25 protein-coding genes are annotated in these 23,389 nt (G+C 63.8%); 17 read left to right on the top strand and 8 right to left on the bottom strand.

Going from position 1 to position 23,389, the window contains the following annotated elements; translation table 11 throughout:
- The 15 genes from OKA11_RS17060 to OKA11_RS17130 all read left to right on the top strand — a co-directional run.
- A partial coding sequence (locus tag OKA11_RS17060; RefSeq protein WP_267222498.1) for a portal protein occupies positions 1 to 1,793 on the top strand: 1,793 nt, incomplete at its 5' end.
- An 11-nt stretch (positions 1,794 to 1,804) separates the two neighbouring features.
- Complete coding sequence (locus OKA11_RS17065) at positions 1,805 to 2,125, top strand: hypothetical protein (RefSeq protein WP_267222500.1); 321 nt, start codon at positions 1,805 to 1,807, stop codon at positions 2,123 to 2,125.
- Positions 2,122 to 2,433 (top strand): hypothetical protein, encoded by a 312-nt coding sequence (locus OKA11_RS17070; protein ID WP_267222502.1) that lies wholly within the window; start codon positions 2,122 to 2,124, stop codon positions 2,431 to 2,433. Before OKA11_RS17065 ends, OKA11_RS17070 begins: the two co-directional genes overlap by 4 nt.
- Entirely contained in the window at positions 2,430 to 3,461 is a 1,032-nt protein-coding gene (locus tag OKA11_RS17075; RefSeq protein WP_267222504.1) for a hypothetical protein, read from the top strand. Before OKA11_RS17070 ends, OKA11_RS17075 begins: the two co-directional genes overlap by 4 nt.
- A 62-nt stretch (positions 3,462 to 3,523) precedes the next feature.
- Entirely contained in the window at positions 3,524 to 4,408 is an 885-nt protein-coding gene (locus tag OKA11_RS17080; protein WP_267222506.1) for an SU10 major capsid protein, read from the top strand.
- An 87-nt stretch (positions 4,409 to 4,495) separates the two neighbouring features.
- Positions 4,496 to 4,813 carry a hypothetical protein gene (locus OKA11_RS17085; RefSeq protein ID WP_267222508.1) on the top strand — a complete coding sequence of 106 codons (318 nt, stop codon included), beginning with the start codon at positions 4,496 to 4,498 and terminating at the stop codon, positions 4,811 to 4,813.
- Positions 4,814 to 4,819: 6 nt separating this feature from the next.
- Complete coding sequence (locus tag OKA11_RS17090) at positions 4,820 to 5,428, top strand: phage adaptor protein (protein ID WP_267222510.1); 609 nt, start codon at positions 4,820 to 4,822, stop codon at positions 5,426 to 5,428.
- Between the two features lie 345 nt (positions 5,429 to 5,773).
- Positions 5,774 to 6,058 (top strand): hypothetical protein, encoded by a 285-nt coding sequence (locus tag OKA11_RS17095; protein ID WP_267222512.1) that lies wholly within the window; start codon positions 5,774 to 5,776, stop codon positions 6,056 to 6,058.
- Complete coding sequence (locus tag OKA11_RS17100) at positions 6,058 to 7,065, top strand: hypothetical protein (protein WP_267222514.1); 1,008 nt, start codon at positions 6,058 to 6,060, stop codon at positions 7,063 to 7,065. The genes OKA11_RS17095 and OKA11_RS17100 overlap by 1 nt, the downstream gene beginning before the upstream one ends.
- On the top strand, positions 7,062 to 7,253 hold the full coding sequence (locus OKA11_RS17105) for a hypothetical protein (protein WP_267222516.1): 192 nt from the start codon (positions 7,062 to 7,064) through the stop codon (positions 7,251 to 7,253). The genes OKA11_RS17100 and OKA11_RS17105 overlap by 4 nt, the downstream gene beginning before the upstream one ends.
- Before the next feature lie 10 nt (positions 7,254 to 7,263).
- Positions 7,264 to 7,491, top strand: a complete 228-nt coding sequence (locus tag OKA11_RS17110; protein WP_267222518.1) for a hypothetical protein — start codon at positions 7,264 to 7,266, stop codon at positions 7,489 to 7,491.
- 8 nt (positions 7,492 to 7,499) lie between these two features.
- A complete protein-coding gene (locus OKA11_RS17115) occupies positions 7,500 to 7,904 on the top strand; it encodes a hypothetical protein (RefSeq protein WP_267222521.1) in 405 nt (134 codons plus the stop codon).
- Positions 7,905 to 8,177: 273 nt separating this feature from the next.
- Positions 8,178 to 8,459, top strand: a complete 282-nt coding sequence (locus tag OKA11_RS17120) for a MarR family winged helix-turn-helix transcriptional regulator (RefSeq protein ID WP_267222523.1) — start codon at positions 8,178 to 8,180, stop codon at positions 8,457 to 8,459.
- A 1-nt stretch (position 8,460) separates the two neighbouring features.
- Positions 8,461 to 9,522, top strand: coding sequence for a tyrosine-type recombinase/integrase (locus tag OKA11_RS17125; protein WP_267222525.1), 1,062 nt, complete (start codon positions 8,461 to 8,463; stop codon positions 9,520 to 9,522).
- Between the two features lie 895 nt (positions 9,523 to 10,417).
- Positions 10,418 to 10,555 (top strand): hypothetical protein, encoded by a 138-nt coding sequence (locus tag OKA11_RS17130; protein ID WP_267222527.1) that lies wholly within the window; start codon positions 10,418 to 10,420, stop codon positions 10,553 to 10,555.
- A gap of 422 nt (positions 10,556 to 10,977) precedes the next feature.
- Here the strand turns inward: OKA11_RS17130 and OKA11_RS17135 are convergent, their stop codons facing one another.
- The 8 genes from OKA11_RS17135 to fliG all read right to left on the bottom strand — a co-directional run bounded on the left by OKA11_RS17135 (position 10,978) and on the right by fliG (position 19,982).
- Complete coding sequence (locus tag OKA11_RS17135) at positions 10,978 to 11,643, bottom strand: flagellar hook assembly protein FlgD (RefSeq protein ID WP_267222529.1); 666 nt, start codon at positions 11,641 to 11,643, stop codon at positions 10,978 to 10,980.
- Between the two features lie 14 nt (positions 11,644 to 11,657).
- A complete protein-coding gene (locus tag OKA11_RS17140) occupies positions 11,658 to 13,223 on the bottom strand; it encodes a flagellar hook-length control protein FliK (protein WP_267222531.1) in 1,566 nt (521 codons plus the stop codon).
- 93 nt (positions 13,224 to 13,316) lie between these two features.
- Positions 13,317 to 15,425, bottom strand: coding sequence for a flagellar biosynthesis protein FlhA (gene flhA, locus OKA11_RS17145; RefSeq protein ID WP_267222533.1), 2,109 nt, complete (start codon positions 15,423 to 15,425; stop codon positions 13,317 to 13,319).
- 84 nt (positions 15,426 to 15,509) lie between these two features.
- Entirely contained in the window at positions 15,510 to 16,031 is a 522-nt protein-coding gene (locus tag OKA11_RS24640; RefSeq protein WP_288804349.1) for a helix-turn-helix domain-containing protein, read from the bottom strand.
- On the bottom strand, positions 16,028 to 16,390 hold the full coding sequence (gene fliN / locus OKA11_RS17155; protein WP_267222535.1) for a flagellar motor switch protein FliN: 363 nt from the start codon (positions 16,388 to 16,390) through the stop codon (positions 16,028 to 16,030). The genes OKA11_RS24640 and fliN overlap by 4 nt, the downstream gene beginning before the upstream one ends.
- Positions 16,391 to 16,401: 11 nt before the next feature.
- The gene (gene fliF, locus OKA11_RS17160) at positions 16,402 to 18,021 is read right to left on the bottom strand and encodes a flagellar basal-body MS-ring/collar protein FliF (protein ID WP_379489396.1); all 1,620 of its coding nucleotides are present in this window, start codon (positions 18,019 to 18,021) and stop codon (positions 16,402 to 16,404) included.
- Between the two features lie 94 nt (positions 18,022 to 18,115).
- On the bottom strand, positions 18,116 to 18,871 hold the full coding sequence (locus tag OKA11_RS17165) for a FliH/SctL family protein (RefSeq protein ID WP_267222537.1): 756 nt from the start codon (positions 18,869 to 18,871) through the stop codon (positions 18,116 to 18,118).
- A gap of 82 nt (positions 18,872 to 18,953) precedes the next feature.
- The gene (fliG, locus tag OKA11_RS17170) at positions 18,954 to 19,982 is read right to left on the bottom strand and encodes a flagellar motor switch protein FliG (RefSeq protein WP_370584569.1); all 1,029 of its coding nucleotides are present in this window, start codon (positions 19,980 to 19,982) and stop codon (positions 18,954 to 18,956) included.
- 108 nt (positions 19,983 to 20,090) lie between these two features.
- Here fliG and OKA11_RS17175 point away from each other — a divergent pair, with 108 nt between their 5' ends.
- Positions 20,091 to 22,847 carry an NHL repeat-containing protein gene (locus OKA11_RS17175; protein WP_267222541.1) on the top strand — a complete coding sequence of 919 codons (2,757 nt, stop codon included), beginning with the start codon at positions 20,091 to 20,093 and terminating at the stop codon, positions 22,845 to 22,847.
- Positions 22,848 to 22,875: 28 nt separating this feature from the next.
- Positions 22,876 to 23,298, top strand: a complete 423-nt coding sequence (locus OKA11_RS17180; protein WP_142632206.1) for a flagellar basal body rod protein FlgB — start codon at positions 22,876 to 22,878, stop codon at positions 23,296 to 23,298.
- The last annotated feature ends 91 nt before the right edge of the window (positions 23,299 to 23,389 follow it).

The raw sequence follows: 23,389 nt of genomic DNA on the forward strand, positions 1-23,389 counted from the left end.
CCCCTCGCGGAGAGGAAGACGTTGAGCTGGCCAAGGTGGCCACGGCTTACACTAAGCATGTTGTGTTCGACCAAAACGGAGGCACGGAGCTGTTCGGCTCCATTATCCACGGCGGTCTTACGCATCGCAACTCTGTAGCCAAGGTCTATTGGGACCACGAGGTCGTCGAGATTGAGGAAACCTTCAAGGACCTCACCGAAGACGAAATCGACGATCTTCTCGCTGACGACACCGTGGTTGGCGCGGAGCTGGACGTTGACACCGAGACGGGTCTGATCGGAGGCAAGCTCTACCGATCGGACGACCGCAGCCAAGTCCGCATCCTTGCGATCCCGATGGAGGAACTGATTGTCCCTCCGTTCATTCGCTGCCTGCGGACCTCGCCGCTGATCGCTCATCGTCAGGAGAAATCCAAGGACGAACTGATTGCGGAAGGCTTCGATAAGGCTCTCGTCCGCAAGCTCAGTGACGGCAAGGACGATGAACTTGAGAATGACCCCGAGCGTCTCAACCGCCTCGCGGACATTGGTGGCGACACCTTCATTTCCGACCCTACCGACAACCAGAGCGGCACCCGGAAGCATGTGGTCTATGAGACTTACGCTCGGATCGACGCCGATGGCACCGGAACGAAGCTCTGGAAGATCATCCACTGCGGAGACGTAGTGCTGGACCGTGAGCAAGTCGCTCGCCACCCATTCGTCTCCTATGCGCCGCTTCCAACGCCCCATCGCTTTTGGGGTGAGAACTTCGCGGCTCGCGTAATTCCGACGCAGAATGCCAAGACGGTTCTGATCCGCTCGATCCTTGACCATGCCGTTGTCGCGAACAACCCACGCTATGGTGTCGTTAAGGGTGCCCTGACCAACCCCCGCGAACTGCTGGACAACCGCCTCGGTGGCCTCGTCAACGTGACGCGGCAGGATGGCATCTTCCCGCTTCCGCAGGCCCCTCTGAACCCGTTCGTCTTCCAGACCATTGGAATGCTCGACGACGACAAGGAAGACGTAACCGGCGTATCCCGGCTGTCTCAGGGTCTGAACAAGGATGCGATCAGCACCCAAAACTCGCAGGGTATGGTGGAGCAGCTCATCAGCGCCTCCATGCAGCGTCAGAAGACGATGGCCCGAGCCTTTGCTGCTCAGTTCCTGGCCCCGCTGTTCCTTGAGGTTTATCGTCTCGTTGTCGAGAATGAAAAGCGTGACCGCATCATCGACATTGCGGGAAGCTGGGTCCCTGTAACGCCTTCCTCTTGGGAGCGTCAGCGGGACGTAGTTATCGACTTCCGCCTTGGGTACGGTGAGCGCGAACAGCGAGCACAAGAATACGTCCAGCTCGGCACCATGCTGGCTCAGGACCCCTCGATCAGTCACCTGTTCGGCCCTGATAAGAGGTACAATCTCTACAAGGCCATCATGGAGACGAAGGGCCACCGTGATGTGGCTCAGTTCCTGAGCGACCCGAAGACCACCCCGCCCCCGCAGCCCGATCCGCAGCAGCAGCTTGCCCAGCAGCAGATTCAGCACCAGATGCAGCTTGACGACCGTAAGCAGGCCCTTGCCGAGAAGAAGGCAGAGCAGGCCAACCAGCTTGAGCAGCTCCGCGCTGACATGGAGGCTCGCTTCAAGACCCTCGACTTCACCATCCGTACTCACGACCAAGAGCGCAAGGCCGCAGAGACTGAGAACCGGATCGAAGTGTCTCAGGTCGAAATGGAGCTGGCACAGGCGGCTGAAGAACGTGCGGCTGACGAGAACGTCAAGGCCACGGCCATCATTTCTCCTAACGGATAATCTCTAACCTCATGCCTCAGGCATCCCCACAGGCGGACCCGCGCCTCAATCAGTGGCAGTATCGCTTTGATGCCGTCAATCGGGCGCTCTCTGAAGGCAAGCGACAGGGCGAAAGTGCCGCTGACTACCAAACCCGGCAGCAGCAGCTCGTTCAAGCCCTTCGCGAGCTTCAGACCAATAAGCCCACCGGCTCCGCTTCGACCGGAGGCCCTCAGGGTCAGCCCAACCAGCCGACCCCACAGCAGCAGCAGCAGCAGGCTCCTGCCTCCGGTGGTATGCTTGGCGGGCTGTACGATTACATTGCGCGAGCAATGGGTGGTGCAGGCCAGTGAGCAACGAAGCCACAATCGAGAGGGGACTAGCAGCCGCTAGTCTCCTTTCGGACCCCACATTCCAATCCGTCATTCAGTCCCTCGCAGTCGAATGCTTCGCTACGTTCACCGAAAGCAAGCCGTCCGACCGTGATGGGCGTGAAGACACCTACAATCTCTACCGTGGCCTACAGGCTATCGAGGCCGAATTGAACGCCCGCGTCCAAGCAAAGGACGAGGCAATTATCTCCCTCGACGCCGCACTTAACGACCGTGACCAGCACGAGGTCGAAGGCCCTATTTTTATCCAAGGTAACACTGACCAATGACCACCCTCACGACTGAGGCCGTCAATGCACCCAGCTTCTCGGAAGACGAAGCTATCAACAACCTCATGAGCCAGTGGCAGGACGCAGAGACGCCATCCGACGACAAGGGCGAAGGGGAAACTTCCAGCACCATCGAACATGAAGTCTCCCACGAGGCTCCTGTGGTCGAAGGTAGCGATGATGACGACGCGGCTGCACTCGCGCTGCTGGAAGACGAAGAACGCGGCGAGGAAGATTCCTCCCACACTGAGCAGGAAGGCGAAGGTTCCCCCGAGGCCGGTGACGATCACCGTGTCTCCATTACGGTTGACGGCGAAACGAAGCATGTCACCGTCAAGGAACTGAAGCGCCTGTTCGGTCAGGAAGCATCCCTGACCCGTAAGTCGCAGGAAGTTGCTGCCGCCCGAAAGGCCGCAGACAGCGAAGGCGAGCGCTATATCGTTGCGATGCAGCGCCAGATCAACCGTGCCGAGCAGCGCTATGCGCCGTTCGCCAAGATCGACTGGATGGTTGCCCAGCAGCGCCTCAATCCGGCTGAGTTCGCCGCTCTCCGTGAGGAAGCCCGCGAGGCCCACGAAGACCTCTCGTATCTCCGACAGGAGGCCGACGATGTTGTGGGTCAGCTCGTACAGGAGCGCCAGACGCAGAACACCGCCGCCGCCAAGGAAACCATTGCGATCCTTGAGCGGGACATTCCGGGCTGGAACCGGGAAGTCTACGATCAGGTACGTGCCCACGCCGTAAAGATCGGTATGGACGCCAACATGGTCAACGGTGTGGTTGATCCTGCCGCTATCAAGCTGATGTATGACGCGATGAAGTACCGCCAGCTCAAGGACAAGGCCGCTGCGAAGCGTACCACGCCCAAAGCTGCCCCTTCGCGTGTCGTGAAGCCTGCCGTCCGCACCACGGGTGCCCTCGGCTCCAAGGACAAGGCCACGGAAGCTCAGGCCCGCCTGCGCAAGTCCGGCTCGACGGAAGATGCCGTCGCTGCCCTGCTCGCAGGCTGGGAAGACAGCAACGACTGACGCCTAACCCAACCCCTCAACAAACCCCAATCTCTCTCAGAATACCACAGAAGTAATACCCCATGCCTACCTACACCACCTACGACACCGTTGGCATCAAGGAAGATGTTTCCAACACGATCAGCAACCTGACGCCGACCAAGACCCCGTTCCTTTCGCTGATCGGCTCGGACACGACCAAGAGCCGCAAGTTCGAGTGGCTCGAAGACTCGCTCGCTGACCCGAAGGACAACGCACAGGTCGAAGGCTTCGAGGCTTCGGACGCCACCCTGTCGCCGCCCGAAATGCGCGAGAACTACACGCAGATTCTCGAAAAGACCTTCAAAATCTCGGAAACTGAGGATGCGGTCGATCAGCACGGTCGCGCCCGCGAAACCGCCTACCAGACCGTGAAGGCTGGCAAGGAGCTGAAGCGCGACCTTGAGTACGCTTACATCGGTCGCGATCAGGCTGGCGTCCTCTCGACCAGCGACGTTGCCCGCCGCACGGCCTCGGCTACGAAGATGGTGGACGCGGACGTAACCGTTAATGCAGGCGGTGCCGCATTCACCGAAGCCCATCTGCTCGAAGCGGGCCAGAAGGGTTACACGGAAGGCGCGGAGCCGACCTACCTGATGATTAAGCCGACCGACGCCCTCGTGGTCGCAGGCTTCACCAACGCCGCTGGTCGTACCCGCGACATTGACGGTGACAGCCGCAAGATCGTCAACGTGGTTGACCTCTACGTCTCGCCGTTCGGGGAGTACAAGGTCATCCTGAACCGCTACCAGCTTTCGAGCGTTGCGTGGCTGCTCGACCCGAGCATGTGGAAGAACGTGACCCTGCGTGGCTGGTCGCGCACTCCGCTCGCCAAGACCGGCGACAGCAACCGGCAGATGCTGGTTGGCGAGTTCGGCCTGAAGAACACCAACTTCAAGTCGTCGCCGCTCATCACCGGCCTGCTGTAATCGCAGCCAACGAGGCCCTGCGTTCCCTAACCGGGAGCGTGGGGCCTTGTTTTTTGCCTCCCCTAAATCCCTCCTGCCCCAGCCTAAATGAACATTTCTGAACCCGCGCCGAGCCTTATCGACGCTCAAGCCAACTTCCGCGTCGAAGGCTCTCAGGTAGTCCGCAAGCTCACACAGGCTCTGCCCGACTCCTTCCTCAAGAACCTCCGCGAGAAGCGTGACGCCTCCATGAGCGCCCCGATGGGCAACTTCCACCATGTCGCCAGCATCCCCGAGGCACTGGTCGAGAAGTGGCGTCTCGAAGGCTTCGACATTTTCGACAAGAACATCACGATCCCCGAAATCCTCAAGCGCCTCCACCGTGAGGACATGGAGGGTCTGATCGCTACCAACCGCAAGATTTAATCCTAAGTGAATTTCTCCCAGCTCAAGGCCCGCCTGCGGGGCCTAATCAACCGCAGCGACATGACTGACGACCTCGCGGCTCAGTTCATCCGAGACGCACAGGTTCGCCTTGAGCGGGAGCTGCGCCTCTCTTTCATGCAGAAGTATGTGACCTTCTCGATTGCCGAGGCTCAGAAGGGCGGCTTCCGCGTCCCACCTGACTACCTCGAAATGATCGAGCTGTTCACGGATCACGGCCAGCTCGAAAGGGTCGATACGTCCTACTGGCTCAAGCGCCCTAAGACCCTAGGCGTTCCTGAGTGCTTCATCCAGACCGGCCACGACATTCGGATGCGCCCGTACCCGAAGCCTGATGAGACGATCTACCTCCGCTATTATGGGATGGATGCCCAGCTTCAGAACGATGCTCAGACGAACGTGTGGGCGACCGCCTGCGCCGATGCGCTGATCTACGGAGCCGCAGAGTACGCTGCCGACCATTACGAGGACGAGCGCCTTCAGCGCTTCGCGCAGCGATACGGCGTCTGCATCCAAGAACTGAGTGACCAGCAGCAGCAGGAAGACTTCTCAGGCCCGATGCGCATTCAGCCTGCCTACCGATACCCCCAGGACTAAAGCCACATGGCAGCAGACACACTTCTCCCCGTTACCTCGTTTCACGCGGTTGACGGCTACGCCTCGCTTGTCGAGACGCTTCAGGGCGCTCCGGGTCCGCAGGGCGCTCCGGGCGAACCGGGGCCTCAAGGTCCTACCGGCGCTCAAGGCCCACAGGGGCCGCAGGGCCTCACCGGCCTGACGGGTCCGCAGGGTCCTATCGGCCCTGAAGGTCCCACCGGCCCCGAAGGTGGTCCCGGCCCCGAGGGTCCTGCGGGTCCTGCCGGTCCTACGGGTCCCGCAGGCTCTACCGCCTACACGCTCCCCATCTACTTCACGGTGGCACCTTCCTTCGAGGAAAAGCTCATGCTCTCGGCATTTGCTGAGAATGTGACCTTCCCTGCCAACTTCGCGAACGCCGCATATGGCCGCGTCGGCAACCCACCTGAAACCACCTTCGTCCTCCGCATCCTCAAGAACGGCAAGGACGTAGGCACCATCACAATCTCCACCGCAGGCGTAGTGTCCTTCTCGACCTCAGGTGTCGCACTGTCTTTCGCTCCCGGCGACCTTCTGGTCATTCAGGCACCTTCCGACACTGACGCCGCTATCGAGGACTTCGCTGCCTCCATCAAAGGAACCCGATCCTAATGGCAAACCGCGTACTCTACGTGGGCGCTAAGGCCGCATTCTGTCGCGCTGCTGGCGCTACGGATAACACCGGAAGTTGGCGGGATACCGCCTACACCGACACCTACATCGACATTAGCGGAGCCACTGCGTACTGCTACTTCGATTTCCTCAATGAAGACACAGGGGAGTCGGACGCCGCCGTGGCGGGTGAAACGCTGTGGCTCCGCATGGATTGGGGTCGAAACAACGATTGGGGCACCGCCTCTATTTGCGAGTTCGTGGACGATCAGGACCGCCCGCTGGTACGCTTCTACAACGCGATCAACGGCCAGACCGTATACGCTCAGTACAATAGCGGAACGTTCGCCGCGCCTGTCTGGACGAATATCTCGAACGTAGTTGTGACTGTGCCTTATGCCCACGGTGAGATGGCTTGCCGCCTGAAGATCGGGGAGGACGGGAACCACACCTTCACGCTCTGGCAGGAGCAGATTCTGGTTATTCCCGAAACACCCTTCTCCATGTCGGCACTGACCCGCGTGGATGCGGTCGTGGTGCATGGCAACTCAGGGTCGAACAACGGCTACGCCTTCTCGCAAGTCCTCGCGACTGTAGGCATTAACACCATCGGATCGAAGGTAGCCTATCGTGGTCCCGATGCCGCAGGCACTTACAACACCTTCGATAATGGTGACTACACGGCAATCGACGACACCGCACTCAACGATTCCGATGGTGCGGCGTCTGGAACGGAGGGTGAGCGACTGACCTTCGGTGTCGCCAATGCCCCCGCGATTCCTGTAGGACTTATCGACATTAATCGCGTCTGGTTCGGCCTCCGAGGCAAAATGGAAACCACCGGACCTATGGGCCTCAAGCCTATCGTAATCAGCGGCGGGTCCGAGACGGTAGGTGATACCATCATGCTCACGGAAGGTATCTCTGGCAGACCCATCCCCTACCGGATCACCTACTCCGCCTTCAACGCCACCGGCTTTGAAATGGGCTTCGAGAGCGCCGCATGACCCTAACCGTAACGCAGGCGAAAGCCTTTATGCCACTGAAGGCGGCTCCCGGCGTTACGGTTTCGCAGGCCAAAGCCTTCGTCCCTCTGAAAGCAGCTCCCGGCGTTACCGTGATGCAGGTGAAAGCCTTCATCCCCCTTATCAAACCTATCCCCCATATCCCGCGCCGAGCGAACTATCGGCCCTAAGGAACCCTACGTGTCCAATAACGACGCAACCATTATCGAGCGCCTCACCCGCGTTGAGGAAAAGATCGACAACTTCCTTGATCGGGTCGCTCATTCGCACACGCGCATGGATGACCATGAGAGCCGCATTCGTGCCCTTGAGAAGTCGGGAGCCAAGCTGCTCGGCATGGGTACACTGCTCGCCGCCGCAAGTGGCATCGCTGCTCCGCGCCTCCTGCAAATCTTCGTCGGAGGCTAAAAGAGCTTATGCTGCTCGACATTATCACCACCATCCTCGGGATCGGCGGCAACGCCCTAGAGAAACGTCAGAAGCTCAAGGAAATCGAGCTGGAAGGCAAAACGAAGATCGCTGTGGCTCAAGCCGAAGCGGAAGTCGCTCGCCTCAATAAGTCCATAGACGCTGAGATTGACTGGGATCGAGAAGCCGCTTCACAGATGGAACACTCGTGGAAAGACGAGTATCTCACTCTGCTGCTTTCGCTGCCAATGATCCTTGCGTTCTTTGGTGAGTGGGGTAGACGAGTTGTAAGTGACGGATTCGTCGCCATTAGTCTCGCCCCTGACTGGTACAAGGTGTCATTCCTCGCTGCCATCGCGGCTTCTTTTGGCATCCGCGCTCTCGTCAACAAGTTCGGCCTAGGCCAGAAGTAAAAAACCACAGATCGTCCAAAGTCCCTCAGTGAGACAGGCGGCGATCTGTGTTTTTCTAGAGGTATATCACTGTTGCAGTAACCGTTAGGTGCGTATATACGATCTAGCACCTTCCACTTTCCGGGACGTTCCTTGAAGTGGGAAACATGATGGAGAACCCCCGTGAATACCGTCCCGACCGCCTCTTACGACCGAACGCCTTTGCGCCTCATTTGTGATGCCTTGGAAGCCTTTAGAGCCATAAGCCCTACCATGCCTGTAGCTCAGGCGCACATGTTCATGATCGTATCCATGAACGAGGGTCTTAGCCTCTCGGAGCTTTCCGAGCTTGCTTCGCTCAAGAAGTCCACGGCGAGCCGCTACCTGCTCGACATGTCCGAGAAGACCCGCGCAGGCGGTGAGGGCTTCGGCCTGATAAGCCGCGATACGGACCCTATGGAGCTGCGGAAGAACATGTACGCACTGTCTCCGCAGGGACGGGCGTTGGTGAAGAAACTCTCCAAGGTCCCCGCTCCTACCACCGCCCCCGACCACAACGATGAGCAAGGAGGATGAAGTGTCTATCTACGAAGAAAAGCGCGGCGGCGTCCCCACGGGTCGCTACCGCGTCGAAGTGACGGTCAACGGACAGCGACGACGAAAGAACGCCACCAGCCTGTCCGAAGCCAGACGCTTCCAGAATGAACTGACTGCTCAACTGAGCAACTCCCCGCCTCCCAAATGCCCCTCCCCGAAACCTGAAGCTCCAAAGCTCCCCACGCTGGCGGAAGCCCGCAAGAGAGCTGAGGGAATCCTATGGTTCGGACAGTCCACCGAGCTTGAGAGCTTCCGAAAGCTGGATCGTATTATCTCCGTATGGGGAGACGACATGGCGGTGGATGCCATCGACAGCAACAAGGTGGACGACCTGATCGCCACCCTACGCTCCGAAGGTCGTAAGGGTCGCCGGAAGGGGGCCATGAGTGAAGCCACTCTCAACCGCTACCTCTCGACCGTGAGTGCCTTCCTCAAGTTCTGCAAGCGCAGGGACCTGAGGCAGAAGGTTCTTCCCGAGCTTGAGTGGCGAGACGAGGACGAAGGCCGCATCCGCTGGCTGACGTATGACGAGGAAGACACTCTCTTGGAGCTGCTCCCGAAGCCATACGACACGATGGTCTACATCGCGATTCGGACAGGGCTTCGAGTCTCTGAGCTGATCGAGCTGACGGAGGAACAGGTGACGCCCGAATGGGTCTACCTGTGGGGCACAGGAACCAAGAGCGGGAAGTCTCGAAGCGTCCCAATCAACAAGGAGCTTTACGACCTATTGATGCCTCTCGTCTCCGAGGACGGGAACATGCCTGACTACTGGCAGCTCAGGAACGAATGGGACAAGGCGCGGGCGAAGATGGGACTGTCCTCGGACAGCAGCTTCGTATTCCACACTTGTAGACATTCCTACGCTACGAGGGCTGTGCAGGCTGGCGTGAATATCCGAGTGTTGCAGAAGATCATGGGTCACTCCGCAATCCAAACGACCCTCAGGTATGCTCACGTTGACGACGACACCGTGAAGACCGCAGGGCTTTCCGCCCTCAATTTCCATAGCCAGCGCAAGCTCGAATCGAGTCGCGCATAAACCTCAGATTGCCCGCACCCTGAACAGAGGGGAGCGCCTTCAAACCCGTGCAATAGGGTCAATCCCGATGATACGGAGTGTCTCCCCAGCGAGACTGCAAATCCGTGCACGCCGGTTCGATTCCGGCTCGGGCCTCCATTTTCGCGCGCCGGACATCCCATCCGGCATCATGCGAAACGATGCGGCCTTGCAGCCTGTCATCAGCGCAGCACGCTCCGGTGGATTTCCCCTGTAATTTCGTGTCTCCCGCGCAGCGGTGAACGGGCATGGCCGCGGCCTGTCGGCGCCCTTACATGGTCGTCGCCCGTCATTGCTCCCCTGGCCCGATCGCCGCGCTCCCCAGCGGCACCGCCTCCGCTCCTGCGCGCGCCCTGCACCCGCTCAGCCGCATGCCCGGTTCACACCGCCCGACAGGTCGTTTCTGGCCGGGTCCACCCTGCCCCGCAAAAGCCTGAAAACCGCCATGGGGAAAACCCCCATACTCCAAGTTAACCATCTAATTTTTCGCAGTTTTACGGGGATTTCGGCACTCAGGAATGCCCATACGGGAAATCCCTTAGTTGGTCGTACAGTATACGAAAGCCATGGGTTGGAGGGCAAAAGGTCGCATACGCCCAAGTCGCCAGGAACTCCCGAAAATCCCGATGCCCCTCACCGGGCAGGCCGAAGATCGGGCTCCTCGTGACCGGAAGACGTCACTGGAACAATTCTTGAGAGATTGATGACAGAGAATTTTCCTTCGGGGCGCACGGAAAACACTGAAAACAATGCAATGTCGCAAATTGAATATCGGTTTTCATTAAAGCTGAGGGTGGATTCGCCCAATCAACTCTGGAACGCCGCGGCAGCGCGGTGCCGGACCCTGCCCGGCATTTGCGAGGACGATGTGAGCGACATGATCGGTCCCGTCGACGATCCCTCGATCATGGATTGCCTGATGGTTCTGGCCTTGCCCGACCAGGTACCCGGCTGCACCCGCCTCGACGCGGACCTGTGCAGCGATGTGCCGCCCTGGCAGGCCCCGCGCCATTAGAGCGTCTTCCAATCAGGTGGAATCACCTGATGACTCGGAAAACGCGTAAAACCAAAATCTTAGCGCAGTTTATCCGATGCGGTCGGATCGGAAACTGCTCTAAGCGGGACCGGCTGGCCGACGACCGCCGCCCGCTCGCGGCGCTCCCCGAGCGCGCCCCTGCGCCGCATGAATCCGCACACTCAGGGGCAGGACCCGCCCGCCCCGCCCCTGACTGGCCAGACCGGCGCGGCGGCACCACCGGACCAACCTTGCCGGACTGATGAAAATCTGCGTGCCTGCGCCGCCACCTCCGCGCTCTCGGCGCAGGAGGATCTCGCCCGCTCGCAGGCCGCTTCGAGACGTGCCGCGCGATGGGGCGAGACCGGCCCGAAAAATACCCTCGAGGGGCATTTCCCGGGCGATCAGGCCCCTCGCCGCAATCAGATGTCGCTGCTGGTCGCGGCCAGCGCGACGAGGCCGTCCACCGACATGCGGATGCCGTTGACGCCGAGCATGATCGTCGAGCCGTCGGTCACCACGTCGGAAACCCGGGCCACCGAATTGATCGTGGTATCGAGCGTGTTGCCGGCCGCGTCGGTCGCGGTGACGGCCAGCGTATAGGCGCCGCTGGCGGCCGTGGTGCCGTCCGCCTTGGTCCCGTCCCACTGGTACTCGCCCTGCGCGGTGGGATCGAGCGTCACCGTCTGCACGACCTTGCCATTGGCATCGGAAATCGTGGCGGTCACCGAAGCCGGCGTGCCATTGACGTAGTAGGTCCAGTGGGCGGGATCGTCGCCGAGGCCGGCCACCGCGGAATCGAAGCGCGCATCCTTGCCGATGAAGCTCGAATACTGCGCCATCTGCGAGGAGGTCAGCTGCGAGAGGATGTCGGTCAGCGTGCCGTTCTGCTGGATCTGCTGCTCGACCTGCGAATACTGCACCAGCTGCTGGGTATATTCCGAGGTGTCCGTCGGGTTGAGCGGATCCTGGTTGGTCATCTGCGTGGTCAGCAGCTTCAGGAACAGGTTGTAGTCCGAAAGCAGGCTGGTGCTCGCCGCCGTGGTGCTGTCGCTCGACGACGACGAAGTGCTGGAGACTGTGGTCATGTTCTATGGATGTCCTATGCCATGAGATCGACGTGGCCGCTGCTCCTGAGCGACCGGTAGACCGGGTCGTCGCCCCCGCCAAAACTATCGGCGAAGCCGGAGGCAGCCTGCCCCTGCGCGCCTTGTCCGCCCTGCCAGCGCGAGTTGCCGTTCTGGCCGCCATCCTGGCCGCCACCCGCACGCGTATCGAAGCGCAGAGACTGGCCGTCCGCGCGGATGCCGGCATCGGCCAGCGCCCGGTTGAGATCGGTGCTTTCACGGCGGAGCATCTCGGCCGCGGTGGAACTGTCCGCCGACATCACCGCGCGCAGCACGCCGTCGTGGTCGAACGACAGGCGCACGTCGATACGGCCCATGTGGCGCGGATCGAGCTTGATCAGCAGGTCGTTGCCGCCGGCATCGAGCGCACGCGCGATCTGCACGCCCATGTCGGTGCCGAACTGGCCTTCCTGCACGGTGACCGAAGCGCTCTGCGGGCTCGCCGTCGTGCTGGCCGGATAAGGCAGCGCCGCCGGGCGGCTGGCGACCGGGGCGAAAGTCTGGGTGAGCACGGGGCTGGAGAGCGCGGCCGTCTCGCCGCGCGCGGAACCCGCATCGGCAAGCGCGGTGCCTGCCTCGTGCGAGGCATTGCCGGTGGTGTGCGCCGTTGTAGCCTCGCCCGCATCCTTGCCTTGCGTCGAGGCCGTGGAGGCCGTGGCGGCGGGGGAAAATGCGGTGTGCCTTGCAGTCTCGCCCTTCCCGCTCGCCGCAAGCGCCGGGGTGGAAACGGTATCTGCCTTGCCCCCCTCTTCAGCGGGTTCGGACGCGGCGGAACCATCACCGCCAGCTTGCGCGGCGGTGGCCAGCAGCGCCTGCGCGGCTGCCGTCGGCGAAGCAGGGTCGGCTGGTGCGGCCGACTGAGCGACGACCGGAAGCGCTTGCTGCGCCGCATCGGCAAGCGCGGCATCCGCGATGCGAGCATCGGTTTCACCGCTGCTCTTGGCGCCTTGCGCATCTTTCGTTTTGGCGGCGCCCTTGGCGGCATTGCCCTCGCCATCCTGCACTGTGGCAACGGCAACTTGCGGCAGTGCGTCCTGTTCGGCCCCGGCAGGCTGCACGGCCGCGGGCTTGTGCGCCGCGAGGTCGACCGGCTTGACGACGGGCGCTCCCTGCGCGGTTGCAGCCGCCTCCGGGAAAGCGGCGGCGAAAGTGGCCGCGGCGATCGAAATCGCCGGGTCGGCCACCGTCCCATCGCCTTCGGCGGGCGGAACGATCGCTTCGGCACCGGGATCGAGCGGCGCGGCTTCGCCATTCGTGCCGGCAGTGGCTTCCTCCAGCAGTGCCCCGAACGTCGGGGTGGAGCTTTCGTCCGCCGTCCTTGCGTCGCTATTCGCCGCGCCCGCAGTGGAATTCGTCTTTCCCGATGCCTTGGTCCCGGCAGCACCCGCAGTGCCCGCCTTGCCCGCAGTGCCCGCCTTGCCGGCTCCCGTGGTCGAGGCCTCCGCGGTGCGCACCGTGCCGGGCGCGCTGGCAGCCGGGGCAGCAGATGCCGCCGCCGCCGGAGCCGTCATCGGAAACACCGCATTCATGGAAATCGTCATCTGTCGCTACCCTTGCCGGTATCGTCCGGCCCAGATCTCATCATAGAGGGATTGCAGCCCTCCCGGTCCCGCAAGCCTGTGCAAACTGCCGGTTCAGCCAATCGTCCCGAGCGTGCGCAGGCGCGCGCGGGGATGGATCTCGTTCTGCGAGAGCACCACCGTGGCCGGTCGCACCCGCTCGATGATCGAGCGCACGAAGGGGCGCAGCGGCGGGCTGGTCAGCAGGCAGGGGATCTCGCCCTGCGCGGCAAACCGGTCGTAGGCCTCGCGCACGGCGGCGATGAAGGCCTGGAGGTGCGAGGGCGCCATCGCCAGGTGGCGTTCGTCGCCCTGGCCGACGATCGCCTCGCTGAAGGCCTCGTCCCATTCGCCGCCCAGCGTGACGATCGGGATCGTGCCGTCGAGGGTCTGCTGGGCGGAAATCTGGCGGGCGAGGCGCGCACGCACATGCTCGGTCACTTGCGTGAGGTTGCTGGTCATCGCCGTCGCCTCGGCAATGCCCTCGAGGATCGTCGGCACGTCGCGGATCGAGACGCCTTCGGACAGCAGGTTCTGCAGGATGCGCTGCACGCCCGAGATCGAGATCTTGGCCGGGATCAGGTCGGCGATCAGCTTCTCGGTGTCCTTGTGTACCTCGTTGAGCAGCTTCTGCGTCTCGGTATAGGAGAGCAGGTCGGCGATGTTGTCCTTGACGATCTCGGTGAGGTGCGTGGTGACGACGGTGCCGCAGTCGACCACGGTGAGCCCCCGGAAACCGGCCTCGTCGCGCATCTCGCGGTCGATCCACAGCGCCGGAAGCTGGAACACCGGCTCCTTGGTCGGCTCGCCGCGCAGGCCGGTTTCCTGGCCCGAGGCGTTGATCAGCAGGAGCTTGCCGATGCGCAGTTCGCCGCGCGCGATCTCGGTCTCCTTGACGAAGACGATGTATTCGTTGGGCTGCAGCGCCATGTTGTCGAGAATGCGCACCGAGGGCAGCACGAAGCCGTAGTCGGTCGCCATCTGGCGGCGCAGCGCCTTGACCTGATCGTCGAGGCGCGGCTCGGCGGTGGCATCGTTGATCAGCGGCAGCAGCCCGTAGCCGAGTTCGATGCGCAGCGCGTCGATGGCGAGCGTGCGGGCGATGGGTTCCTCGGCGGCAGCGGCCTCGCGCTGCCTGGCCTGGGCGGCTTCCATGTTCTCGCGGATGGTCTCCGCCTCGGCCTTTTTGGTCATCGTCCAGGCCGCCCAGCCGCACAGGCCGGCGAGCGAGGCGAAGGGGAAGAACGGCAGGCCGGGAACCAGCGACAGCGCCCCCATCAGCACCGCGACGATGCCGAAGGCCTTGGGATAACGGCCAAGCTGCTCACCCAGCGCCGCGCCGGTCTTGCCGGTGACGCCGCCCTTGGAGACCAGCAGGCCCGCCGCGGTGGAGACGATCAGCGCCGGGATCTGGCTGACCAGGCCGTCGCCGACGGTCAGGATCGTGTAGGTCTTGAAGGCTTCGGCAAACGGCACGCCGTGAATGGCGACACCGATGATCAGGCCGACAACCACGTTGATGCCGGTGATCAGCAGGCCCGCGACGGCATCGCCCTTCACGAACTTCGAGGCACCGTCCATCGCGCCGTAGAAGCCGCTCTCGGCCTCGATCTCGGCGCGGCGGTCGCGCGCCTGGGCTTCGGTGATGGTGCCGGCATTGAGGTCGGCGTCGATCGCCATCTGCTTGCCGGGCATGGCATCGAGGCTGAAGCGCGCCGCCACTTCGGCAATGCGGCCCGCACCCTTGGTGATGACCACGAAGTTGATGACGATGAGGATCGCGAAGATGGTGAGGCCGATCACCGTCTCGCCGCCCATCAGGAACTCGCCGAAGGCCGCGATCACCCCGCCCGCCGCATGATGGCCCTCATGCCCGTGGCCGAGGATCAGGCGGGTCGAGGCCAGGTTCAGGCCGAGGCGCATCATCGTCACGATCAGCAGGATCGTCGGGAAGCTCGACAGCTGGAGCGGCTTCTCGATGAACAGCGCCGTCATCAGGATCAGCACCGAGGCGGTGATCGAGAGCGCCAGACCCATGTCGAGCATCCAGCCGGGCATCGGCAGGATGAGCATGGCGATGATCGCGGTGACGCCGATCGCCAGCGCCAGGTCGCGGCTCGGCCCCAGGCGGTTCAGGAATTGCTCGAGCTTGGCAGGAAGACCGGAGCGGCCAACGGCATTCATCGCATCACCATGCTTGGGAGAAGGAAGGGAACGCGGGCCGCGGTTCGGCCCGGCCGCCTGTCAGGCAGCGAATTTCGCCGGCGGTCAGTGCCGCACGAGCGCAGGCGGCAGCGCCTGCCCGTCGGCCAGGAACGTGCGCAGCTTGTTGCGCATCGTGCGCACCGAGATGCCCAGCATCGAGGCCGCGCTGGTGCGGTTGCCTGCGCAGCGTTCGAGTGTCTGCAGGATCAGCTCGCGCTCGACATGGTCGACACTGTGGCCGACCAGCCCGCTGACCGCGCGGCGGAACGGCGGCTTGCCGGCGCGCTCCCCGCGCAGCCGCGCCACCACATCGGCCATGTCCACCGCAAGCTCGACCACGGTGACGTCGCCGCCGCCGCGCCAGCTCTCGCGGATCGCCATGCCCGGAGTGCCGACCGAGATGCTCGCGGCCGATCCGCGCACCATTTCCACCGCCAGCCCCATCGTCGGGCCGAGTTCACCGACCAGCATGAGCCGCGTGGTGGCGCTGTCCGCCTCGCCGCGGACGACGTCGCCGACCGGCTCTTCCGGCAGGCTGTCGAGCTCCGTCTCCGGGCCGGTTTCAAGGGCGCGGCCGGGGTTCATCCCTCCTGCCTCACAATTTCGGTGAGCGTGACACCCAGCGTGCTGTCGATCAGCACGACTTCGCCGCGCGCGATCAGGCGGTTGTTGACAAAGATGTCGACCGGCTCGCCGACGCGGCGGTCGAGTTCGACCACCATGCCCGGCTTCAGCCGCAGCAGTTCGCCGATGTCCATGCGCGAGCGTCCCAGCACGGCCTGGACCTTGACCGGAACGTCGAACACCGCCTGGAGATCGTCGGGCGTGGGCGGGGTGCCGGGCTTGGTGTTCCAGCCGCCCATCGCCTCGACCGGCCCGTCCGCGGACTCGTCGTCGTTGAGGAAAGCGGGCGCAAGCTGCCGCGGCTCGAAGTCGTCGCTCATGAGAGGGCCTTTCAACTGTTCATCCATTGGCGGATCACCGAAGCGGATTCGGCGGGGCTGGCGGAGATGGCATCACCGATGCGGCGCAGGGCCGACAGCTTGATGCGGCCATCGACCTGGGCCAGCGCGATTTCCTGATCGAGCAGCGGCTCGCCCTGCGCGCCGCGCAGTTCTTCCAGCCGGCGCATTGCCTCCTCGTCGCCGTCGGCGGCGCGCTCGCCCAGCGAGAGCATCTCGCCGTCGATCGCATCGCGCTGCTCCACCACGCCTTCGAGCAGCGGCGGCTGCACCGGCGGCAGCAGCTTGGGCTTGAGCATGCGCAGCGCGATGAGGGCGATACCGCCGACCAGCACGATCTTGAGCACGTCGAACAACCGGTCCCAGGTGAGGCCGAACGGCAATCCACCCGAAACGCCGTCGACATCGGCCGGGGTGTTGAACGCCATGTTCTCGACCACCACGCTGTCGCCGCGCCCGGCATCGAAGCCGACCGCATTCTCGACCAGGCGCTGCAGGCGCTGGACCTGGGCGGCGGGCAGCCCCTGCGGACCGCCGTCGACCATGACCGCCACGGTCAGGCGCGAAAGCTGGCCGGGATTGCGCACCGCGACCTTCTGGGTGCGGCTGTTCTGGTAGGTGGTATCTTCCGAGGTCTCGTTGCGGGCAGAACGCCGGCTGTCGCCGCCGTTGCCGTTGACGTTGGTGGTGTTGTCGGGAAGCTGGGTGGCGACCGTGACGCCGCGCGCACCGGCGGCGTTCTCGTCGTTCTGGTCGCTGGATTCCACCGTGGTCTGGTGGGCCACGACCTGCTTGTCGGGATCGTAGACTTCCGATTCCTCGCGCACCTGATCGCGTTCGAGCACGGCGGCCACTTCGGCGCGCACCTTGCCCTGGCCGACGATCGGCTCGATCATCGCCTCGATCTCATCGCGCAGGCGCGCCTCGATCGCCGACTGGCGCTCCTCGAGATCGCCCGAACCACCGGCACCGGCGTCCCCTGCCCGCGCCAGCAGCGCGCCGGTCTGGTCGACGATCGACACCGCTTCCGGATTGAGGTCGGGCACCGCCGAGGACACCAGGTAGCGGATCGCCTGGACCGTCTCGCCGGGCAGGCGCCCGGCGGTCTTCACGGTGACGGCGGCGCTGGCCTTGCGCGGCTGGGTCTCGAACATCGCCCGCTCGGGCATGACGATATGGACACGCGCCTTGCTGACTTTCTCCAGCGTCTCGATCGAGCGGGACAGCTCGCCCTCGATCGCACGGGTCTCGTTGAGCCGCGCGCGCGAGGAGGAAACGCCGAAAGGCTCTTCCGCGTCGAGCACTTCGTACCCGATCTTGCCGCCGAGCTGCTCACCGGCCAGCGACATGCGCAGCTCGGCCAGCTTGTCGACCGGGGCCATCACCGCGCTGCCGTCGGCCGACAGCTGGAACGGCACGTTCTGCGCCTTGAGCTTCTCGGTGATCGACTGGGCCGCGGCCGGATCGAGATCGGAGTAGAGGTAGCCCATCTCCGCGGCGGGGCTGCGCAGCCCCACCCAGGCAAGGCCGCCGAGCATCGCGAGAGCGACACCGCCCATCAGCAGGGCACGGCGCATGCCGATCTGCTCGATAAAGTTGCGCAACGCGTTCAAGATCGCCTCTTATTCCCGGCGAGGCCCCCCTGGCCTCGCTCACAAACATTATAGGATAAGAGACTAGGCAACTCTTGCCGGTTGCCGGAAAAGTTTATGCGGCGGCGCCGAGCCCGGCCTGATCGGGCGATTCTGCAGGCTCGCCATCCCGCGAAACCGCAGCTTCGACAGCTTGCGGTGCGCTTTCAGCCACTTGCGCGGCAGCCGGTTCCAGCAGGCCGGCAAGTTCGGCCAGCACCGCCTCGCGGCGCGCGGCCGCATCGACACCGAGACCGCCCTCGACCCAGCCGATCCGCGCATCGCTGGGCGCCACGGCAGGATCGTCGATCACCAGGATCGACAGTTCCCGCCGCTCGCTGGCCTGGCGGGCGGCGACCACCTGCTCCAGATGCGCGCGCAGCGAGGGATGGACGCGCACGGTGATGCGCGTGCCGCGCGCCACCTGGTCGAGCGCGCGGGTGAGCGCCTCGTCGATGGCGCGGGCCGGCTCCAGCGCCACCGCATGGCCGGCCAGCATCTCGGCGGCCAGCAGCGCCACCGATGCCGCCTCGCGCCCGACCTGCCCGGTCACCTCGTCGAAACGCCGGGTGACGTCGTCGAGCCCGGCATGCAAGGCATCGGTCGCGGCCAGCAGCGCGGTGTCCCGCTCGTGCCGGGCCTGCTCGAGCCCGGCCTCGAAGCCGTCCGAACGGGCGCGCACCAGTTCGGCGGCATGCTCCTCGCGCATGCGCTCCATGCGCGCCTCAAGCGCGGCAAGCTCCTCGTAGGCGGCCTTGCCGTTGTCCTTTTCCTCGGCCTCCGCGGACGTAAAGCGGAAGACCCTGTCGAAACCGAAGGGCTCAATGCTCATGGCTTTCTCCATTCGCGATGTATCCAGCCGCACCTGTCGTTCCTGACCTGATTAATTCAAATAAATCGATAAGAATCAAGCATCAATAGATCATTGCATCGTCGCTCTTGGGATCGACCAGCATGATCTCGCCGCGGTCGCCCAGCGACTTTGCCAGCCGCACCAGCGCGGTCTGCGCTTCCTCGCATTCGCGCGCGCGGACCGGCCCCATCGCGGCCATGTCGTCGCGCATCAGCTTGGCGGCGCGTTCGGTCATGGCGTTGAAGAAGACCTTCTTCATGTCCTCCGGCGAACCCTTGAGCGCCAAGGCCAGTTCGCGCTTGTTGCAATTGCGCACGATCGTCTGGATCGCGCCGGGCAGCAGGTTGGCGAGATCCTCGAACGTGAACATCAGCGCACGGATGCGCTCGGCCGATTCCGGCGCCTTGTCGTCGAGCGCCTCGAGCATGGCTTCCTCGGTCGAGCGGTCGAGCGCGTTGAACATCTCGGCCATCGTCTCGTGCGGATCGCGCCGCTGCGCGCGCGAGAGGTTGGTCATGAACTCGCTCTTGAGCGTCTGCTCGACCTGGACCAGCACGTCCTTCTGCACCGTGTCCATGCGCAGCATGCGCATGACGACGTCGGTGGCGAACTCGCGCGGGAGTTCCGACAGGACCCTCGCCGCGTGATCGGGCCGCAGCTTGTGCAGGATCACCGCCACCGTCTGCGGATATTCGTTCTTGAGATAGCCCGCGAGCACCGCCTCGCTGACGTTGGACAGCTTGTCCCACATCGTGCGACCGGAAGGACCGCGGATGTCCTCCATGATCTCCTTGACCTTGTCGGTCGGCATGATGCCTTCCAGCAGGCGCTCGGTGGTCTCGTAGGAACCATGCAGCGTCGACATGCTCGACACTTCGCCCGAGAACTGCACCAGCAGATATTCGACGACCACCGCCGGCACCCGGCCAAGCTGCGAGATCGTCGAGGACAGTTCCTTGATCTCCTCGGTCGTCAACTGATCCCAGATCGGGCCGCCCTGCTCGTGGCCGAGCGAGAGCATCAGCGCGGCAGCGCGCTGCATTCCCGAAAATTTCTTGAGCTCGGGCGGTTCGCCCACCGCGGCCATCATCGTCACGTCTTTCATCCCCAAAAAAGTCCGCGAAGCCGACCTGTCGGCACCTGCGACCGTCTATCTTATAGGATGATAGCGGACGGGTGCGAAGTCCGGGAGGCAGAATTGACGATAAAGTACAGCAGCGGGCTCACCGGCCTTTCGATTCTCGGCGGAACCAGCGCCTATACCAGCGCGCTCTCTGCCGCGACCTCGACCGAAAGCGCCAAGGTGCTCGCGGCCAAGAAGGCCTTCACGCTGGCGGCCACCACGCCGCCGTGGAAGACCGACGCGGCGGACACCTCCTCGATCACCAAGCAGGCCGCCGCGATCAAGAAGCTGCGCTCGATCATCGACGATTCCTATAGCCGTGACAGTTCGCTCGACGACCTGCCCGACGTGCGCACCACCTTCACGATCTACAAGGCGCTGACCAGCCTCCAGGTCCTGGCCGAAAGCGCGGCCAAGTCCGGCACCTCGAAGACCGAGCGCGCGGCGCTGGAAAAGGCCTTCGCCAAAGGCCTCTCCGACCTCCAGACCTATATCGGCAGTGCCGATACCGACCTGCTGACGCTCAACTTCGGCACTTCGGCCAGCCGCGCGCAGACGATCGCGGTGAACAAGCCCGACGTCACCGGCGCGATTGCGGGCACTGCGGTGTCCACCAAGGAAGGCGACGCGATCACCGGCCTCACCGGCTCCGAAGTGTTCGAGGTCACGCTCACCAAGGGCACGACCACCCAGACGGTCAGCGTCGACCTGTCGCAATCGACCCAGCCGCCGACACTCGATTCCGTTGCCGCCGCGCTCAATGCCGCGATCGGCGCGACACCGCAGCTCGACGCCAACGGCGACCCCGTGCTCGATGCCGATGGCAACCCGGTCAGCCAGTGGAAGTCGAACTTCACCGTCAAGTACGATTCCGATGCCGAGAAATGGGGCCTCGTCTTCAACCCCTCGGGCGTCGAGAAAGTCTCGCTCGAACAAGTCGGTGCCGGCGACTCCATCATGGTCGCCAGCGGCGAGACCCGCAAGAGCACCACCACCGACGCCAATGGCAAGACCGTCGACAATTCCATCACCGATGCCGAAGTCTATCGCTTCTCGGACATCGACGGCGACCTGACCTGGGAACGCCTCGGCACGGTCAGCGCCGTCGACAGCGCCGCCACCGCCCAGGCCGAAGCCGCCGCCAGCGAGGATGACGACGAGGATACCGACTACACCGTCCATGCCGATACCGCCGCGCGCGCGATGGTCACCGACAGCGACGGGTTCAGCTATATCGTCGGCACCACCGATGGCGACGTCGGCAGCGCGGTGACGGACGGCTCGAACGACCTGTTCCTCACCAAGGTCGATTCCGAAGGCAATGTCGTCTGGCAGCGCAATCTCGGCGGGGCCGGTTCGGCCTCCGGCTCGGCGATCAGCTTTGCGCCGAACGGCGACCTCGTGGTCGCCGGCTCGGTCAGCGGCGAATTCAACAACAGCGATTCCAGCCAGACCGACCTCCTCGTCGCCCGCTACAGCACCAGCGGCGAGGAACTCTCCGCCACCGCAATCCGCCAGACCGGCAGCGAAACCGCCAATGCCGTCACCGTCGGCAACGACGGCAGCATCTACGTGGCCGGACGGGCCTCGACCGGCGGCGGCGACGCGGTGATCGTCAAGCTCGATGCCACCGGCACTTTCGTCGAACGCCGCACGATCGACAGCGGCGGCAACGACATGGTCAACGCCCTCGCCATCGACGCCTCGGGCAACCTGCTGGCGCTGACCAACGAAAACGGCGTCGCCTCGCTGCGCCAGATCGACGCGAATTCGCTCTCGACCGACCTTTCCTCGGTCACGCTCGGCACCGTCGAGGCCCGCGCCATCGCCGTCTCCGACACCGGCGAGATCGCCGTGGTCGGCGCCACCAGCACGGCCCTCGAAGGCGACCAGGTCAATACCATCACCGGCGCCCGCGATGCGTTCGTCACGCGTATCGACGCCGGTCTCACCACCGCCAGCACGACCTATATCGGCACTTCGGAGGACGACCAGGCCGACAGCGTCACCTGGCTGAACGGCACGCTCTACGTCGGCGGCCGGACCGCCGGCACGCTTTCGGGCACCAAGGCGGGCTCGACCGACGGCTTCATCGCCCGGGTCGACGGCGATACCGGCGAAGTGCAGAAAGTCTCGCAGTGGGGCCTCGTCGCCTCCAAGGTCGAGCCGGTGCGCATCACCACGCTTTCGGGCGGCGACAATGCCCTGGGCGCGCTCGGGCTGCACAGCGGGTTGCTCAATCCGACCACCTCGGCCACGCTGGTCACCCAGACCAGCCTGCGCACCGGCGACGAGTTCACGATCTCGGTCGACGGCGAGGACGCCAAGACGATCACCATCGCCAAGAACGAGACGATGACCACGCTGGCGGCCAAGATCAAGAAGATCACCGGCACCGACGCGACCGTCACCACCTCGCTGGTCGACGGCCAGACCACGCTCAAGATCTCGGTGGCCTCCGGTCATACGCTGGTGCTGGGCGAAGGCAGCGATGGCAAGGATGCGCTGGCCAAGCTCGGCCTCTCGCCGGTCAAGCTCAGCACGCCCAAGACCAAGAGCAAGAAGGACCCCGCCGTCACGCCGGGCGGCGCCTACAGCCTGTCGCTGACCAGCGCGCTCAACCTGACCACCGCCGATGCGGCGGCCAATGCCCTCACCAAGGTCAAGTCGGCGATCTCGATGACGCAGAGCGCCTATCGTTCGCTCTACTGGGATTCGACCAAGGCCAACCTGGTCGACGGCACCGTCTCGTCCAACGGCGGATCGGCCTACCAGAAGGCGCAGCTGGCCAATTACCAGGCCGCGCTGTCCCGCCTGACCGGCTCGTCGTGATCCTGCGGCCCCGTTAAAGGAATACCCGATGTCCACGCTTCCCCCGCTGCTCGACGGCATGGCCGCCTCGCTCAAGGCCATGGCCGAACACCAGCGCGTCATTTCCGAGAACATCGCCAACAGCGAGACCCCCGGCTACAAGGCGCGCACGGTGACGGCACCGGACTTCTCCTCGCTCGTCGCCCAGTATGGCGAAGCGACGGGGACGCCCCATGTCGCCCGCCCGCGGATCGAACTCTCCGCCGCGATGACCGCGCTCGGCGCCCGCCCCCCGCAAGGCGGCGGCGGCATCGTGCTCGACAGCGATACCAGCGAGACCAAGCCCGACGGCAACAACGTGACCCTGGAAGACCAGCTGCTCACGCTGGGCCAGGTCCAGGCGGACTACACGGCGATGACCAACATCTACAAGAAGCAGATGAATCTGATGAAGCTGGCGATCGGACGATGACTGTTCGCACCAGAATGGCGCGGCCAGAGCCCATCGCCCGGCCGCTCCTCTGAAATCGTTCACTCCCGCCCGAAGCATCCCCAGATATAAA

Source organism: Novosphingobium clariflavum, from assembly GCF_026420865.1.
GTDB classification, from domain to species: Bacteria; Pseudomonadota; Alphaproteobacteria; order Sphingomonadales; family Sphingomonadaceae; genus Novosphingobium; species Novosphingobium clariflavum.

What these genes read in the sequence shown, in the direction of transcription:
- OKA11_RS17105 (WP_267222516.1), top strand. Translation starts at nt 7,062, where the DNA reads ATGACCCTAACCGTAACGCAGGCGAAAGCCTTTATGCCACTGAAGGCG.
- fliN (WP_267222535.1), bottom strand. Translation starts at nt 16,390, where the DNA reads ATGAGCGACGACTTCGAGCCGCGGCAGCTTGCGCCCGCTTTCCTCAAC.
- OKA11_RS17115 (WP_267222521.1), top strand. Translation starts at nt 7,500, where the DNA reads ATGCTGCTCGACATTATCACCACCATCCTCGGGATCGGCGGCAACGCC.
- fliG (WP_370584569.1), bottom strand. Translation starts at nt 19,982, where the DNA reads ATGATGGCCGCGGTGGGCGAACCGCCCGAGCTCAAGAAATTTTCGGGA.
- OKA11_RS17095 (WP_267222512.1), top strand. Translation starts at nt 5,774, where the DNA reads ATGCTCTCGGCATTTGCTGAGAATGTGACCTTCCCTGCCAACTTCGCG.
- OKA11_RS17130 (WP_267222527.1), top strand. Translation starts at nt 10,418, where the DNA reads ATGATCGGTCCCGTCGACGATCCCTCGATCATGGATTGCCTGATGGTT.
- flhA (WP_267222533.1), bottom strand. Translation starts at nt 15,425, where the DNA reads ATGAATGCCGTTGGCCGCTCCGGTCTTCCTGCCAAGCTCGAGCAATTC.
- OKA11_RS24640 (WP_288804349.1), bottom strand. Translation starts at nt 16,031, where the DNA reads ATGAACCCCGGCCGCGCCCTTGAAACCGGCCCGGAGACGGAGCTCGAC.
- OKA11_RS17135 (WP_267222529.1), bottom strand. Translation starts at nt 11,643, where the DNA reads ATGACCACAGTCTCCAGCACTTCGTCGTCGTCGAGCGACAGCACCACG.
- OKA11_RS17120 (WP_267222523.1), top strand. Translation starts at nt 8,178, where the DNA reads ATGTTCATGATCGTATCCATGAACGAGGGTCTTAGCCTCTCGGAGCTT.
- OKA11_RS17075 (WP_267222504.1), top strand. Translation starts at nt 2,430, where the DNA reads ATGACCACCCTCACGACTGAGGCCGTCAATGCACCCAGCTTCTCGGAA.
- OKA11_RS17180 (WP_142632206.1), top strand. Translation starts at nt 22,876, where the DNA reads ATGTCCACGCTTCCCCCGCTGCTCGACGGCATGGCCGCCTCGCTCAAG.
- OKA11_RS17165 (WP_267222537.1), bottom strand. Translation starts at nt 18,871, where the DNA reads ATGAGCATTGAGCCCTTCGGTTTCGACAGGGTCTTCCGCTTTACGTCC.
- OKA11_RS17140 (WP_267222531.1), bottom strand. Translation starts at nt 13,223, where the DNA reads ATGACGATTTCCATGAATGCGGTGTTTCCGATGACGGCTCCGGCGGCG.
- OKA11_RS17085 (WP_267222508.1), top strand. Translation starts at nt 4,496, where the DNA reads ATGAACATTTCTGAACCCGCGCCGAGCCTTATCGACGCTCAAGCCAAC.
- OKA11_RS17065 (WP_267222500.1), top strand. Translation starts at nt 1,805, where the DNA reads ATGCCTCAGGCATCCCCACAGGCGGACCCGCGCCTCAATCAGTGGCAG.
- OKA11_RS17100 (WP_267222514.1), top strand. Translation starts at nt 6,058, where the DNA reads ATGGCAAACCGCGTACTCTACGTGGGCGCTAAGGCCGCATTCTGTCGC.
- OKA11_RS17080 (WP_267222506.1), top strand. Translation starts at nt 3,524, where the DNA reads ATGCCTACCTACACCACCTACGACACCGTTGGCATCAAGGAAGATGTT.